The following is a 15,784-nucleotide window of genomic DNA, read 5'->3' on the forward strand; positions in this document are numbered from 1 at the left end:
TACTTTAAGATAAAACGTAAGTCCATCACTGTAAGGCTGCGTGGTCATATAGATTCCATCTTTATCCGTACCTATATGCGGTTTAATCCCTATTTTGCCTGTAACACCTATTTGAAATTTACCGCTACTGTTTATTTCTGTAATGATTAAATAAACACCCATCTCAAGGTCAATTTTACCTTCCAATTTTGCTTCTATACTGCCATCAATCTTTATAGGCTCGTCTCTTTGAGGGGAATAACCCCGCGTAAAAATATTTTCACTCACCGAATTATGGTTAAAGGTTGTCTCAAAATCTATTTGACCGGCAACACTAAAGTTAATATTTACGCCATTCTCGGGATTCATTAAATAGAGCTTTAAATCAAAAACTTTTTTAATGATGTAAGCAATTGGGTGCCTGCGTGCAATTAATTCTAGTATATCCCAAGAAACTTTAACACCGATTATTGGGTCAGCTTTTAATTTAATTTCGGTTTGCACACCTACTTTTCCATTAATTTGGGGTTGTTTGTTATCTTCTATCTTTTTATAAAACCAAGTTACAGATGCAGCGACGGAGGGATATAAGATTTCAGTCTTTTTGGATTGTTTATCTAATACTTCAATTGCACCTTGTACCGATCTTCCGCCTTGCATTTTCTCAACTTCTTTTTCAAATTGTTTTTTTCTGGTTTTATCTTCGCTGCTTACTTCGCCGTTACAAAACTCTTTAACCAACTTGTAAATCTCGTATATTTTCATAATAAAACGGTAATATTGTTTTACGGTTTCTTCCGTCATATCACGCTTAATCATTTTGCCATCCTTGCCGCCATATTCAACAGTTAACGAAGCCTCAAAACGCTTAATAATGTCAAGGATTCCATTAAATCCACCTTTTTTTGTTTTGGGTTTTTTGTTCTGTGTTTTAGAGATTTGTGCTATGGTTTTAGACCGGGGTTTTGCAATTCCGGCACTATCAACTTGAATGTAATCGATACGATAGGTGTTTAATTTATATTCTTCTTTTTCAATATAATTTCTAAAATCGTTTTCATTAAAATTAAAGCTGATCAGCAAAGTCCATTTTATATCCGGAAATACATTAATCTTTACAGGTATGCTGTATCGGCAGGTTTCTGCTATGATCACATGTTTTTGAACATCTTTTTCGTTAAACCAAAAATAGTTAAAAGGAAAATCATTAATCACGCCTAAGGTGCTATGGTCTCGTATGTATTTATAGGGGATAAGCAAATCAACGGAACTGTAATCGATTTTTTGAATTTTAATGCCTTGCTTTTCAGAAGAAAGATTAGCGGGGAAATAAAATACGCTGTCTGCACCTTGGGTGTGCTGTTGCGTTTTGCATTCTTCGGTTTTTAAATTTGTGCTTAAAGTTAACAGATAAGGCTTTTCATCTCCTGCAATCAGACTAATTTCAACCGGATTAAGTTTTATACCTTCCTTTTTTTCCTCAAATAGGGTTATTTCTTTATCTTCTTTATGTGCTTTTATCCATGTATAATGGCAAGGATCTCCGTTAGGTTGCAAAAGTATATCCCCAGCTTTTTCCACATATTCATCGACTTCTTTATTTTGTATCTCCAGTAAGCTATACATATCCGTGTACCCAATGGTTAAATACCCATATAGTGTCGGATATAATTTTTTTAAATCTGTATCAGTTGCGGTATATGCTGGATAAATGTGTTTAAGAGTAACAGAGAAGGTACGTTTACTTTTCTCTTTTTGATCCTCAGGTTTGTTATCTAGGGCTAAGGGTATCAAAAGTTCAGCTCTTTTAAAATAATGGGAGAGGTATGAGACTAACTCATAATCAAGATCTTCACTCCAAAAATCATCATTTTCGGGCTTTAATCCATTTACTTTTTTCTCATAGATTGTTTTGTGCCTTTCTATTTTAACCCCTAAAAATCCGCTATCAGATCCAAATTGTTCTTTTTGATCAATTATAACTGTAAATTCAGCATCTTCGGGAATCGACAACGTACAGGTGTGTAGAGCAAAGAGGAGGTTTTCACCATAATAAACCACATGATCATTCTCTTGTGATTCTTTTTCTGTTTTGGGTAAAAACATTTGCCCTGTTCTGTGGAAAGGCGAATTATTGATTATAAGATCCGTTCGATAAATTTTTGGTTCTGCAATGGGAACGATAAAAATACCCTTAGGTGCTTTGCTGAAATGCAGTTCAGGATGGATTAAAAATGCCTCTACCCATGACAGGGTAGGGGTGTCATACGATTCGTTATCGAATTTAATCTGAATGGTATTTTGTATGTTATAGTTGCCTTGGACATTGTGTACATCAATTTTGGATATCTGTTCAATAGAGGTATTAAGTATCCATTCTTCATTCCCATCTTTTTTATTATTCCTGTTGGCATCTCTATACCATCCGTGCCAACTGATTCCCCCTTTTTGCAAGCTGTTTACCTTTCCGTACACCCATTTAATACCGCTGTGTATTTGCTTGTTTTTTACTTTATCTTCAACGTCGGACAATACCTTTTCATCTATTTCTACCGACAAGGTCACCGATTTTCCATTGGCTCTCAGCCCATATACTTCGCAGCCGTTTAAAAGTTTAGGAAATTTTATAAGTTGTCCGCTGCTTATATCTTCTTCAGAAATAATGATTCTTTTAATTCCTTTAGACATCTTATTTGGCTTTTAGTGTTAGTGTTTTATGGGTTAGTTTTAATGTGGAAAAGGGATTGATTTGTTCATGAACTGCTTTATCGGTATTATCAAGGTTTTGTTGTGATATTTCTGCTTGCTGTCCGTGGTGGATAACCGTAATGCAATCTTGACCACCTAGTGGGCAGCTTGCTTTGGATTGTTCAGTCAATAATTTTCCGGCTCCTTCTATTTTTTGTTTGGATTCTTCAGCGCTCCATTGAGTCACTTGTACCGTGCATGGTGCTCGATGCGGCTTTTTTGCACATCCTCCGAAACAATTCTTTTTAAATGTTGCTCCTATATCGGTGGTGGTTGCCGCTAACTTTTTTTCACTATTATGATCATTTAAATAAAGTATGTTCTGAGTTTTAACAACCAGTTCATCAGTACTACTGCCATACTTACAGGCACATATAGCTCCTTGAACTAAATATTTTATTCCCATATTTGTATTGTTTTAGTTTTTGTCTCAAATTTGAATTTATATATTAAATAATCGATCAAACCAGCTTCGTTTTTTTCGCAGATATTTTTGATAATTTTCTTCCTCTTCTATTTCTTTTTCTTTCTGTTTTTGAAGGTATTGAGCATGTTGTAATTCCTTTTCTTGGGGAGCAGGTTCTTCTTCTCTTAATTGGTAGCAAGTCATTTTACAAAGCGTTACTTTGTTTTCTTCTGTAATAGTTTTAACTTCAGCTAATATATCTTTAACCGTGTAATCGATATAATCCATATTATATTCTACAAAAAGTTCATAAACTTGTCCCGAAAGTGAAGTGGCGGTTCCTTGAAAATGGATATAAAATCCTATCATGCTGTTATATGTTTCATCGATTTTCAGCTTACCTGTAAAAGTTAGCGGATAACTGACTTTAGGAACCCGTAATTTTATCTTACTTTTCACTTCTCGGGATTGAGGATACGATCTGTACAGAGTATGAGTATGAAGGGCAAAAAATAAGTCATTATATATCAACTGTTGAATAAATTGACCAGGGTTTGCAAGATCTTGTTGGATTTCTTGAATATATTGAGAAAAAATTTCCCCTTTGTAATTTCGTTGTAATTCAGGCAATCCTTGTTCAAACTTCTGCCTTATTTGTTTATGGTTACTGATTTGCTTTCCCCCGGTGTCGTAATTAACGATAATTTGGATAGGATATAAAATTTCAGCGCACGCAATAGCTAATTGATCAACAGTTCTTTGGGGAGTTTTACCTTCTATAAAAAAATATTTTTTTTGGTACTCTGTATTGATACTTCGGGTTGAAAGCGTTTTACTCCGTACCTTTATTTCATACCCTACTGATTGTTTTTCAACAAGAAATTGTATTGCTACACGATATACTCTTCTTGTCAATGGGTATATAGAAAGTGTATTGTTAGATTTTAAGAGCACTTTGCCTTCAGGTTTTTTAACTGTCAGACGCCTTTTATTGCTTTTTTTTATCGGTGGTATATTTTTTTCTTCGAGAAAAAATCCGTTGGGTTTCATAACGATTAATTAAGATATAATGTATGATTTAAAATTATAATTTCTTTTTTATCCTCTTTCTCCTTTTTCTCAACAATCCGTAGTGGATAAAAGTAACGAAATGCCATATCTTGGATATATTCTTTCGAAATTTCTTTTTGATATATAAATTCATGGTTTTCAAAACGGTAACCTCCGGAAGATATGGTTATTTGGTCGTTTATTTTAAAAGGATTTTCTGAATAGATAAATTGAACTTTATCTATCTTAATTTCTAGAAAAGTTCCATTGCCAAATTCCTTGTAAGATACTTTTTCATGCTCTAACATTTGAAAGTTGGGTATTCTGATAATTTCCACGCTAGGCGGATAATTTAATTCAAATATATTTATGCTTGACATCTTTATTGTTTTTTATTTCTTTTTTTTAAGTAGGCCTGATACATTCTTTCTTCCTCTTCCATCCACTGTTCCCGGGTATAGCTTTTACCTTTATAATGCTTAAAGGCACCTTCTGCTTGCTTGGAGATATCGAATATCACTTTTTCTTCCAAAACTTCGGGAGCAAACTCGTATCGGTTTTCATACCATATTAATTTTTTTTCAATGATCTTTTGAACTTCCAGCTTTTCGTTCATAAAATATTCGCGAGAGGTGGCATGCTCTCCCAGCTTGCTGCTGCTGTCAAATTCTGTATAGTCTTCCACTCTTATAGATCCGTTGCTCCCATCCACATAAAAGATACGGAAGTTAACCAGATGTCCGTCGCGTAGTATCGAATCTTTTTGTATCAGTGGGTAACGCACAGTATATAAGGGCTCTGTATCATCATTGGGGGAAGTATAATGCCTGCTAACATCCATACCTTTCTCTCCTACGCTTAAATCAATCCCGTATAAGGCTTTCATTTTTTGTATCAAATCGTCTACCGTAAAGGTATACAGATAGTCATAATTATTTATCCGTTCTATATTACCGTTCTCATCATACATTTTTAATTGACCTATATCAAAGCTATAAAAAAGTTTTCCCTGGTAATGTAGATTACCATTAGGATAATATCTTCTTTCTACCCTATAAGGACTACCTTCTCGATCAATAACTTCTCTAATAAAATGATCTGGCTCTACGTGTTGATATACGCAAATATTATTATCCAAATAAAAGATATAACTGCCATTAGTATTTTTTTCTTTAAATGTTTTTAAGTCAAAAGTTTTTGTATGAAGGTCAAAATCTTTGAGAGATTGGGAGTAGTTGGGGGTAATCATAAACAGTACTAAGATTAGGGTTATAAGTAATTTTTTCATGGTTTTTTATTTAAATTTCTTGGCGAATTAAATCCCACTGCCATTTATAGAGAAAATAAGCATCTCTGGAATAGTCCATCAAATTACCGGTACTGCCCTGATTTAAGAAAAATTTCGCATATTTTCCGTGATTTTTATAGCTGTCACTATAAAACGTATGTGCCAATCCTAACCCATGCATGGCTTCATGCACCGGAGTATTGGCATGAGCATGAAAAAAAGGTAAATTATCTTTAAAAGTCAGATCTTGATAGATAAAGCACCTTTTTGAATTCAGAACGGAATCGCCAAGAATATCTGTTTCTTCATCTTTTTTACATTTTAGATTAAAGATGTAGATAATTAAATGTCCTTTTTTATCTTCGGGTAAGAAGGATTCTAAATATTTTTCTCCGCTATTTCTGAGTGTATTGTTGTATTTCCATATTATATTTCCTTCCCCATCTATATAAGAAGTATTCTTTTTAAATCGTGGATCTTTAGTGAGGTCTAAAAATTTTTCTCCATCCTTTGTTTTATAAAATTCAAGTTCTGGTTCTATATAAGCCTGATTAAACAAATGATGAAATCGTTGAATTTGATCTTTATAAAACTTCCCTCTTTGTACCTCTTTTCCGTTTGTATCATTAACATCCGTTTGTAATTGTACGGCTAATACGTTAACTTTTTTCCGATAATTGGCTGAATTGGGCAAAACCTTAATAACTCCGGCCAATTCTTTCATGCTTTCTTGTTCCAATTCATGTTTTCCTTTGCTTCCTTTCGGATAGGCATAGACCCGTATTTCTTGTTCACGGTCAAAATCTTTCAGGCAGGTTATTTTTAAGTTGCAACCGTGTTTGGTGGGTTGGCATTTTTTTGTTTCTAAGGGTATTTCAAGAGAATGTTTAAAGAGACTTGTATCGTATTCAAATTTCCATTGATCAATATCTTTTTCAATTTCAACGCTTAGGGATAAATAAGCTTCATAAACGGGTTTATATTCAGACGTGAGACTTTCCACATATTCTTTGGAATACAAAGTAAGATAAGGAATATAATAAAGCCATTCTTCGCTTTCCCATCCGTCTTTTATTTCTTTTTTGGGTCGGTAAGTAATGGGGTGTTTTTTATATTCCTTGCACAAGGCTTCATATTGTTCTTTAGCGGTTTTATATTGTTTAAAAACACCGTTCTCACTAAAGTATCCTGTTTGCGTATCAAGGGGAAGACTGTCAAAGAAAGATTTTTCATCTGTATATACTGAATTTTTTTTTCGAAAAAAATCAAAGCCGAATTGTCCTTGATATTTCATTTTTTTTGCTTCACCGGTAGTAGAAGGACTCAAGGGATTGGGTCCTTCTCCGGGTAAAAATTCTATACAAGCTAAAGACAACGGAATTTCTCTCTCCGGATGAGGAATTGCCTTGCCGAATAGTATGTCACGTGCTTGGGTGATAACTTCTTTGGCTGAATCGATAATATCACCTTTGGCATAATTTCGTATTTCTCCATTGGCTGTACGGCGTAGAGTTCCTCCTACTTTAATTCGCAGCATATCTTTTCTTTTTGGGATTCAATTTTTAATGTAAATTGGATTTATTAATACTGTTATTTCTAACTTCTTTTTGTGAATTATTTAAAATCTTGCCTACGCTTTGATTTTCTATCTTACTGTAGCTGTTAGAAATCATATCCTTATCCGTATGCATGGATAAATCGCCTTGAACATCAATATCAGCCGTTCCGGCAATGGTATATTGAGTTGAACCAAGAACTTTTGTTTTATGGTTACCGCTTACATTTAAATTATTATTTTTACCTATAGTAAAATTAACATTTTCACCCACCATGATATTTAAATTTTTTACCACATTGAGCGTTACATTGCCGTCTCCTTCAAACTTTATAAAGCTTCCTTCCTTGTCTTCTTCCAAAATGCTGCCTTCGGCATCATTGGCTATGCGTTTTGTTCCGCTTCGGGTTTGGAATACTTTCAAGTCATTATTTTTAGTATGAAAACCGCTTTTTTGATTTCCGCTGTACACGCTCCCGATCACTATGGGAGCTTCTGCATTGTGTCCCAGAAAATCTACCCATACGATATGTCCTATTTCGGGTATTATATGCGCTCCTTGTCCTCCTCCCGAATGCACTTGCATCAACGGTACCCATAAGGTGCTTTCATTCTCCTTTTGCCAAAAAAAACGGATTTTTAAGCGGTTCAGTCCTTCCGGATCGTTATTATCGATCACCAGCGCAAATTGACTGTCTATGTGTGGGTAGGCGTTTTCTTCTAAATAGGGTGCGATTTTCTGCTCAAAAGGTATTCCTTTCGCGTGATTTTTATATCCTTCGTCTGTAAAACTATGTTCGATTTCTATGATACGGTAACTTTCTATGGGCTGATGTTTTTGAAGATCTCTATTCCATGCATTCATTTGCATGGTGTCGCCTATCCGAAGATGTGGATTGTCGGTTTGGACTGTTGCCCAAACGGTGGCTTCCTTGCTGATTTTTTGGCGTTCCACCGCTCTTTCCGGTTGTTGTGCATCTCCGTAAAATAAATCGGGCGCAAATGATCCGGTTTGAGGTTGTGTATACAGCTTTTCCGAAGCATGTATAGCTTTGAAATGGTAGGGGTTACGTGCGTCGGGGTAAGAAAGCTGCACGGATTCCTGTTTTTGTATGGAATCTTTTCGTAAATCGTAGCGTTCTCGTACCAAATGTTGAGACTGACAACATACTTCCAAGGAATATTCTTGAAAATCTTTTTTTTCAAATAATTCTGTTCTTTGTTGATTGCCTCTGCCAAAAACAAAATATTGTCCGTTGTGGTACATATATTCGCCGTATTTTTTCGCCAATCGTTTTAAAAATTCAAAATCGGTTTCGTTATATCCTACTGTATAGGGCAAAATCTCCTTAGTTTCAGGGGATATAAGTACTTGTAACCGATTGTCTTTATATTTGTCGGTAACTTCTTTTACTATTTGTTCTAACGTTTTATGGATATAGGTTTGGCAGGTTATGCCCTGGTCCATCAAAATGGTCCCTGAGCTGCCTGTCAGGCGTATATAGGGATACCCGTCTTGAGAGGTATATTCTACTTTGGTTATAATCCCTTCAAATAATGCTGTGGTTTGTTTAAAACGGATCAATTGTATCGTAAAACGATTCGACATCAGTTTTTGGGAATTCGTTAACGGATAGTTGTTTTTTTCGTTAAAGGCTTCGCTCGGACATAAGAGTTCAAAATAATTATGTGAGAGCATAGTTTGCTTTATGGTTACTTGAATATGGTTTTCTCGTGAAATCTCCTTTCCGTCAATACTGACTTTTGCATAGGTCTGAAAAGTATCGCCAAAAGTGCTGCTGTAATATATATTGCCCACTTCTTTTGGTATTTCTCCGCTAACAAATGTAAAGGATTTTCCTTCGTGACTTTTATTTATCATCTTTTGTAGTAATAGTTTGTTAATAAGTCCATTATTAAGATAAATTCCAATTTTTTTTGTATATTGATTTATTATTGAATTTAAGTGTACGTGCCACTAGGGTAAACTCAATTTGCATAGGTGAAGATCCGGAAGAACTAAAGGTTTCATTAAAATTTATACAGTAGGCTTTTTCAAATTTTATTTCATACAACTTACTCATCATATCTCGTCGGTAAAAAATGATTTTTCCATCTTTATTCCGATCTTCCGATAGGATCCAATCTACAAAATCTGTCTTTCCATTACTTTCTATGCTTAATGTTATTTCCCCGCCTGAGGTTTCTCCTGTGGGTTTAGAAGTACTATCGGTCTTTTTTTGAAATCGATAATTACAGCTTAATACTGTATAAATTTCTCCATCCAATTCCAGTTTAGCTAAAAATGATGACATATAAAATTTTACTTTAATTAAGATTATTTTTAAATAATGATCACATAGTTTATATGTAATCATAAAAACACAATCTCAATATAAAAGAACTTTCAATACAGTTTGAGTTATCTATATGATTACACATAAATATTTTGCTAATATATTAAATTATTTGCTAATAAATATAAAATAATGCAATAAATATATTTATTATTTGATTTTATTTGCTAAAAAATTAATTTTAGGGATATATGCTATATATTTTATGTTATATATAATTAATTAAATTAAGCAGAAACTAAGAATAGTGACAGATCTTTTACAAATTTATATTAAATACCGTAATTAATAAATCATATGCGTTTTATTATTAATTTTTGTCTTCAAGCTGTCAAAGATTTACAGACATTTTATTTACCTGTAAAAAAAATTAATTATTTTTTTTATAAATAAAATTCCTTTAAAATATTTTCTAATTTATAAATATCGGCTTCATTTTATACAATTAATTTATTTAAAATCCATATTGATATACTTATAGTTAGGTCTACTTTTATTTAAAATCTGATCTAACTGTTTTTGGGAACCTATACGGTTTGTGATGGGATAATTTTTGATCTATCTTTCTAGTCTATCAATAATTATTTATATATTTTTATTTATAAATAATTGCCCCTTTAAAAGTAATAGTTAGAGCATCAATATCGAAATTTTTAATTATGGGTGATTTGCCAACTCTTACTCAAAAATATTATATAAAGTTTGGAATAATTCGGCTCTTGATATGCAATAGATAGATCTTCTTATCATTTTAAAAATTTAATTACAAAACAATTGGAATAAATAACAAGGATAAAGTAAAAAGATTATTCTTGGTAAGTCGTTTGTAGTTTGTTTAAGCACCTAAAATAAAAAGAGCTACATTTTTAATGTAACTCTTTGATTTTTAATGTGGTCCCACTTGGGCTCGAACCAAGGACCCTCTGATTATGAGTCAGATGCTCTAACCAACTGAGCTATGGGACCATTGCTGTTTTGCGTTTGCAAATATAATTATTTAATTCATTACTGCAAATTTTAAATACAAAAAATAAAGGCTATTTTTAAATAAATAGCCTTTATGCTTTAATATCAGTTAAATAAAAATTATTTTCCTAAGTAAGATTTTAAAATTTTACTTCTACTGGTATGTTTTAATCTACGAATAGCTTTTTCCTTTATTTGTCTTACTCTTTCACGAGTAAGATCAAAAGTTTCTCCAATTTCTTCTAATGTCATCGGATGTTGACCACTTAAACCAAAATATAAGCGGATTAAATCGGCTTCTCTTTGTGTTAAAGTAGAGAGAGATCTTTCAATTTCAATTTGAAGAGATTCCAACATTAATTCTTTATCAGGACTTGGCGATTCTCCGGAACGCAAAACGTCGTATAGATTAGAATCTTCTCCTTCCACCAAAGGTGCATCCATGGATAGATGACGGCCTGAGTTTTTCATGGATTCTTTAATATCATCCTCACTCATATCCAACACCTCACTTAGTTCAGCTGCAGAGGGAGCCCTTTCATGCTCTTGCTCAAGATGGGCATAAGCTTTGTTAATTTTGTTTATAGAACCAATTTTGTTTAAGGGCAGACGTACAATTCTTGATTGTTCTGCTAATGCTTGAAGTATAGATTGACGAATCCACCAAACAGCATAAGAAATGAATTTAAAACCTCGGGTCTCATCAAAGCGTTTAGCAGCTTTAATTAATCCTAAATTTCCTTCATTAATCAAGTCAGGTAAACTAAGTCCTTGATTTTGGTATTGCTTTGCTACAGAAACAACAAACCTTAAGTTTGCTTTAGTTAATTTTTCTAAAGCCACCCGATCACCTGCTTTTATACGTTGTGCCAAGTCAACTTCTTCATCAGCAGTAATTAGATCCACCTTTCCAATTTCTTGTAAATACTTGTCAAGAGAGGCTGTTTCTCTGTTTGTTACCTGCTTAGTTATCTTTAATTGTCTCATTTAATAGTAACTCTTTTTATCTTAAACAAAAGTAGATGAATCAGTACTTTCATCTACGCATTATACTACTCACTAAACAATATACGAAAATTATCGATAAAAGGTTACAACACTTGCATTAATTTGTTATTATTTGAAATAATCTTGTTAAATTGCAAAGAATAATTAAATATGAAATCAAAAATTTATCTTAAATGATAACCTTAATTCAACTGCAATATGTATTAACTGTTGCCGAATATAAAAATTTTACGATAGCAGCAGAAAAAGCCTTCGTAAGTCAGCCTACATTGAGTATGCAGATACAAAAGCTTGAAAAAACGTTACGAGTTGAACTTTTCGATAGGACTACCAATCCTATAAAAATAACTCCTATAGGTAAGAAAATTGTAGAACAGGCTAAAATAATTTTATCTGAAGCAAATAAATTGTCTCAAATCGTTGAGGAAGATAAAAAAAGTATGAATGGTACGGTTGTTATAGGAATTATACCGACCATAACCCCTACATTAGTTCCTTTTTTCTATAAAACTTTTAGAAGCAAATATCCAGAATCCGACTTGATGATTAAAGAGTTGAAAACTGAAGACATATTAAAAGGTATTAAAGAAGGCTATTTGGATTTTGGAATTGCAAGTACTCCTTTGCATGACAATCAAATTATTGAAAAACCTATTTATAAAGAACCTTTAGTAGCTTATGTATCCCCTCATGATGCAAAAATGTATAAAGAAACTGTCCTGGATATAGACAAATTAGATTTTAATTATCTTTTAATGTTGGAAGAAGGCCACTGCTTTAGAGATGTAGTATTGGATCTTTGTAAGCATAGAGAAGCTATTAATTCAAATATTAAGTTAGAAGGAGGAAGTTTTACAACATTGATAAATTTGGTTAACGAAGGTTTCGGATTTACAATTTTACCCTTATTAGAGTCTGAAAATTTATCGGAAGAAGAAAAAAATAATATCAGATATTTTTCCTCTTCACCCTCCAGAGAAATTTCATTAATTTATTCAACCAATCAGATTAGAACGACTTTTGCAGATAAATTTGTGGATTTGATAAAAAGCATTTTAAGAGGAAAATTGTTTTTAGAAGATAAAATTGAACATAAACCCCAATTGAAAGTAATGTAAAATTTTTTTGAAACTTATTAAGATAAAGAGTTTTTGCATTATGGCTAATATTTTTTAAGTATGGTACACTTAATTATAATGTAATTATTTTTAATATTTAGTAAATAAGATTATGATTGAAACAGATATTTTGATAATAGGAGCAGGTCCCACAGGACTTTTTGCTGTGTTTGAAGCAGGATTATTAAAATTAAGATGTCATATTATCGATGCCCTTCCAAGTATTGGAGGACAATTAACAGAACTGTATCCTAAAAAACCAATATTTGATATCCCCGGATATCCATCCGTACAGGCAGGAGATTTAATCAAAAATTTATATGAGCAAATCAAGCAGTTTCAACCCGGATTTACTATGAATGAAATTGCTAAAACCATTGACAAACAACCCGATGGAACTTTTATTGTTACTACGGACAAAGGAACACAACACCACGCTAAAGCAATTGCCATTGCAGCCGGGTTGGGGAGCTTCGAACCTAGAAAGCCTTTAATTGATAATATTACAGACTATGAAGAAAAGGGAGTTGAATATTTTGTTAAAGATCCTGAAAAATATAAGGATAAAAAAATAGTAATTGCCGGAGGAGGAGACTCCGCTCTGGATTGGACTATTTTTTTAGCAGATATTGCTAAAGAAGTTACTTTAGTGCATCGAAGAAATGAATTCAGAGGAGCATTAGATTCCGTTGAAAAAGTTCAATCTTTAAAAAATCAAGGTAAAGTCAATTTAATAACTCCTGCAGAAATTGTAGGAATCCAAGGTTCCGGTAAGGTAGAATCTTTAGTAATTGAAAAAGAAGAACAAACCTTTGAAAAAGAAGTAGATTATTTCATTCCTTTATTCGGACTTACACCTAAATTAGGACCGATTGCCGATTGGGGGTTGGAAATTGAAAAAAATGCAATTAAAGTAAATAATGCTTTGGATTATCAAACCAATATAGAGGGCATTTATGCCATAGGAGATATAAATACATATCCGGGAAAATTGAAATTAATTCTTTGTGGTTTTCATGAGGCAACCTTAATGTGTCAAAGCATTTATAATAAAATATTTCCGGACAGGAAGTATGTTTTAAAATATACAACCGTTGGAGGAATACAAGGGTTTGACGGAACAGTAAAAGAAGCAGAAAAACCGGTTGTAAAATCAATTCAGTAATATTCAACTATTTATAATGTCAGAAGTAACCATCAATATCACCGATAGGGAAGGAAACAAGCATGCAGTATCTGCGCCTACGGATATGTCCATGAATATAATGGAATTAATACGAGCGTATGAATTAGTACCCGAAGGAACTATAGGTATTTGTGGAGGAATGGCCATGTGTGCATCCTGCCAAATATATATTTTGAGTAAAGATATATCCTTACCGAAAAAAGGAGATGAGGAAGAGGCAATGCTGTCAGAAGCGTTTCATGTAAAAGAAAACAGTCGTTTAGGTTGTCAAATTCCTATAACTAATGATCTTAACGGGTTAGAAATTCAAATTGCTCCTTTTAGCTAACTTATTTTATCCGGATAATTGTAAATGATTGATGAAGTACTTGAATTAAAACCTTTTTTAGATCAAAAGGTTGAACAATACAATACTATAAATTTTATAGAAACTGATCCAATTCAAATTCCCCATCAATTTAATAAAAAAGAGGATATTGAAATTTCAGGTTTTCTTACTGCAAGCATTGCATGGGGAAATAGAAAGTCTATTATTAAAAATGCGGGTAGAATTATGCAGTTTTTAGACTACTCTCCTTATGATTTCATCCTAAACCATACTACTCAAGACCTAAAAAGAATGGAAGGGAGCGTCCATAGGACATTTAATTCTTTAGATTTATTCTTTTTTATCAAATCCTTACAAAATATTTATAAAAATCATCAGGGATTAGAACAAGTTTTTTCAGCTAAAAAAGAAGAAAAAGATACCTATTTTTTGATTGAACGGTTTAGAGAAAGATTCTTTGAAATTGAACATTTGCAGAGAACTCAAAAACATATAAGCAGCCCGGCAAAAAATTCATCTGCTAAAAGAATAAATATGTTTCTTAGATGGATGGTACGTAAAGATTCGAAACAAGTTGATTTTGGATTGTGGAATTCTATTTCTCCTGCTCAGTTGGTATGCCCTTTAGATGTACATTCAGGAAATGTGGCAAGAACTTTAAAATTGTTAACCAGAAATCAAAATGATTGGAAATCAGCTTCTTATCTTATGAAAAATTTAAAAGCTCTGGATGCCGAAGATCCCGTTAAATATGATTTTGCACTTTTCGGATTAGGAGTTTTCGAAGGGTTCGCTCTTTAAGTCGAAAGTGAAATTATAGTTATGGCTACCAAGGCAAGTATTAATCCTAAATAATTTAGTTTATTCATTTTTTCTTTAAAAACTACAATTCCGACTAAGCTTCCCAGTATGATCACTCCTAAATTCATGGAAGCAAAAACTATGGAGGGATTGTCTTTAAAAGTTTGATGGGCTTTTAAATAAAAATAAACATTTCCAAAATTAAATATACTTAAAGCGATTCCCCATAAAATTTCCTTGAATGAAAATATAATTTTTTGCACAAATGTAATAAGGCATCCCACTATAAAAGAGCCTATAAATATAAAAAATGTTGAGGTCGTAAAATCAAAGGTTTTATTTACCGCTATTAATTTATACAAGATATTAATAATACCCAATCCAAAAAATATGAGTATAAGAAGATACAATTTGTTATAAGGAAATGTTTGATCTCCTTTTTTTGAATAAAAAATAAAAACAATTGAAAGAAATCCTACCAGTAAACCAATGACTTTAATAGAGTTAAATGATTCTTTAAAAAATATAAAAGACGCGCTTACTGTTAATAATAACGACATTCTTTGAGCTATATCCGTACGTGCGATTCCGGTATGTTTAATGGATTCGGCAATTAATAAGAAAACTACGGGCATTAAGATACTCATCAGAATATAAATAAGCCAAGGAGCCGAAGAATAATTTAATGAGGGTAAATCGGGTTTGAAAAGTATATAGCACAATATGGCTGAAAATAAATAATTATACGTAATTACCAAAGAAATACCTTTTGAATGCTTATTATATAACTTTAATAAAATAGAAACAACTATATTGAAAAAAATACTAACAACAATTTCCTTCATAATTTTTTAAATATTTAACAAAAATACAATTCCGGATTTTAATTTTTTTGAAAAATATAATACAAATTGTAAATTTTAGTATTAATCGTTTAAATTGATCTGGTCTAATAAGCGTTCCAATATAAAACATTGTTCTTTGAAGATGGAGA

General features: G+C 32.5%; 14 protein-coding genes and 1 tRNA gene. 4 read left to right on the forward strand and 11 right to left on the reverse strand.

The window, feature by feature from the left end; translation table 11 throughout:
• From ASC36_RS07095 to ASC36_RS07140, 10 genes are all read right to left on the reverse strand, one after another.
• Positions 1 to 2,667 (reverse strand): hypothetical protein (locus ASC36_RS07095; protein ID WP_141656225.1); only part of this gene is annotated, 2,667 nt, incomplete at its 3' end.
• Between the two features lies 1 nt (position 2,668).
• Positions 2,669 to 3,133 carry a PAAR-like protein gene (locus ASC36_RS07100; RefSeq protein WP_055425802.1) on the reverse strand — a complete coding sequence of 155 codons (465 nt, stop codon included), beginning with the start codon at positions 3,131 to 3,133 and terminating at the stop codon, positions 2,669 to 2,671.
• Between the two features lie 36 nt (positions 3,134 to 3,169).
• Entirely contained in the window at positions 3,170 to 4,183 is a 1,014-nt protein-coding gene (locus ASC36_RS07105) for a hypothetical protein (RefSeq protein WP_055425803.1), read from the reverse strand.
• Positions 4,184 to 4,188: 5 nt separating this feature from the next.
• On the reverse strand, positions 4,189 to 4,563 hold the full coding sequence (locus ASC36_RS07110; RefSeq protein WP_055425804.1) for a hypothetical protein: 375 nt from the start codon (positions 4,561 to 4,563) through the stop codon (positions 4,189 to 4,191).
• A gap of 2 nt (positions 4,564 to 4,565) precedes the next feature.
• Positions 4,566 to 5,471, reverse strand: coding sequence for a hypothetical protein (locus ASC36_RS07115; protein ID WP_055425805.1), 906 nt, complete (start codon positions 5,469 to 5,471; stop codon positions 4,566 to 4,568).
• Between the two features lie 10 nt (positions 5,472 to 5,481).
• Complete coding sequence (locus ASC36_RS07120) at positions 5,482 to 7,008, reverse strand: zinc metalloprotease (protein WP_055425806.1); 1,527 nt, start codon at positions 7,006 to 7,008, stop codon at positions 5,482 to 5,484.
• Between the two features lie 25 nt (positions 7,009 to 7,033).
• The gene (locus tag ASC36_RS07125; RefSeq protein ID WP_055425807.1) at positions 7,034 to 8,908 is read right to left on the reverse strand and encodes a phage baseplate assembly protein V; all 1,875 of its coding nucleotides are present in this window, start codon (positions 8,906 to 8,908) and stop codon (positions 7,034 to 7,036) included.
• Between the two features lie 34 nt (positions 8,909 to 8,942).
• Positions 8,943 to 9,341 carry a type VI secretion system tube protein TssD gene (tssD, locus tag ASC36_RS07130; protein ID WP_055425904.1) on the reverse strand — a complete coding sequence of 133 codons (399 nt, stop codon included), beginning with the start codon at positions 9,339 to 9,341 and terminating at the stop codon, positions 8,943 to 8,945.
• 934 nt (positions 9,342 to 10,275) lie between these two features.
• A tRNA-Ile gene (locus tag ASC36_RS07135) sits at positions 10,276 to 10,349 on the reverse strand.
• 120 nt (positions 10,350 to 10,469) lie between these two features.
• A complete protein-coding gene (locus ASC36_RS07140) occupies positions 10,470 to 11,336 on the reverse strand; it encodes a sigma-70 family RNA polymerase sigma factor (RefSeq protein ID WP_055425808.1) in 867 nt (288 codons plus the stop codon).
• Between the two features lie 194 nt (positions 11,337 to 11,530).
• On the opposite strand from ASC36_RS07140, the gene ASC36_RS07145 reads away from it, so the two are divergent.
• The 4 genes from ASC36_RS07145 (at position 11,531) to ASC36_RS07160 (ending at position 14,790) form a co-directional block, all read left to right on the forward strand.
• Positions 11,531 to 12,475: a LysR substrate-binding domain-containing protein gene (locus tag ASC36_RS07145; protein ID WP_245630759.1), complete on the forward strand. Its 945-nt coding sequence runs from the start codon at positions 11,531 to 11,533 to the stop codon at positions 12,473 to 12,475.
• Between the two features lie 112 nt (positions 12,476 to 12,587).
• Positions 12,588 to 13,640 carry an NAD(P)/FAD-dependent oxidoreductase gene (locus ASC36_RS07150; RefSeq protein ID WP_055425809.1) on the forward strand — a complete coding sequence of 351 codons (1,053 nt, stop codon included), beginning with the start codon at positions 12,588 to 12,590 and terminating at the stop codon, positions 13,638 to 13,640.
• Between the two features lie 16 nt (positions 13,641 to 13,656).
• On the forward strand, positions 13,657 to 13,989 hold the full coding sequence (locus tag ASC36_RS07155; RefSeq protein WP_055425810.1) for a 2Fe-2S iron-sulfur cluster-binding family protein: 333 nt from the start codon (positions 13,657 to 13,659) through the stop codon (positions 13,987 to 13,989).
• A 24-nt stretch (positions 13,990 to 14,013) separates the two neighbouring features.
• Positions 14,014 to 14,790 carry a TIGR02757 family protein gene (locus ASC36_RS07160; protein ID WP_055425811.1) on the forward strand — a complete coding sequence of 259 codons (777 nt, stop codon included), beginning with the start codon at positions 14,014 to 14,016 and terminating at the stop codon, positions 14,788 to 14,790.
• Here the strand turns inward: ASC36_RS07160 and ASC36_RS07165 are convergent.
• Positions 14,787 to 15,635: an EamA family transporter gene (locus ASC36_RS07165; RefSeq protein ID WP_055425812.1), complete on the reverse strand. Its 849-nt coding sequence runs from the start codon at positions 15,633 to 15,635 to the stop codon at positions 14,787 to 14,789. The two genes, ASC36_RS07160 and ASC36_RS07165, sit on opposite strands and share 4 nt — an antisense overlap.
• Positions 15,636 to 15,784 lie beyond the last annotated feature (149 nt).

This window comes from Apibacter mensalis (genome assembly GCF_001418685.1).
GTDB classification, from domain to species: Bacteria; Bacteroidota; Bacteroidia; order Flavobacteriales; family Weeksellaceae; genus Apibacter; species Apibacter mensalis.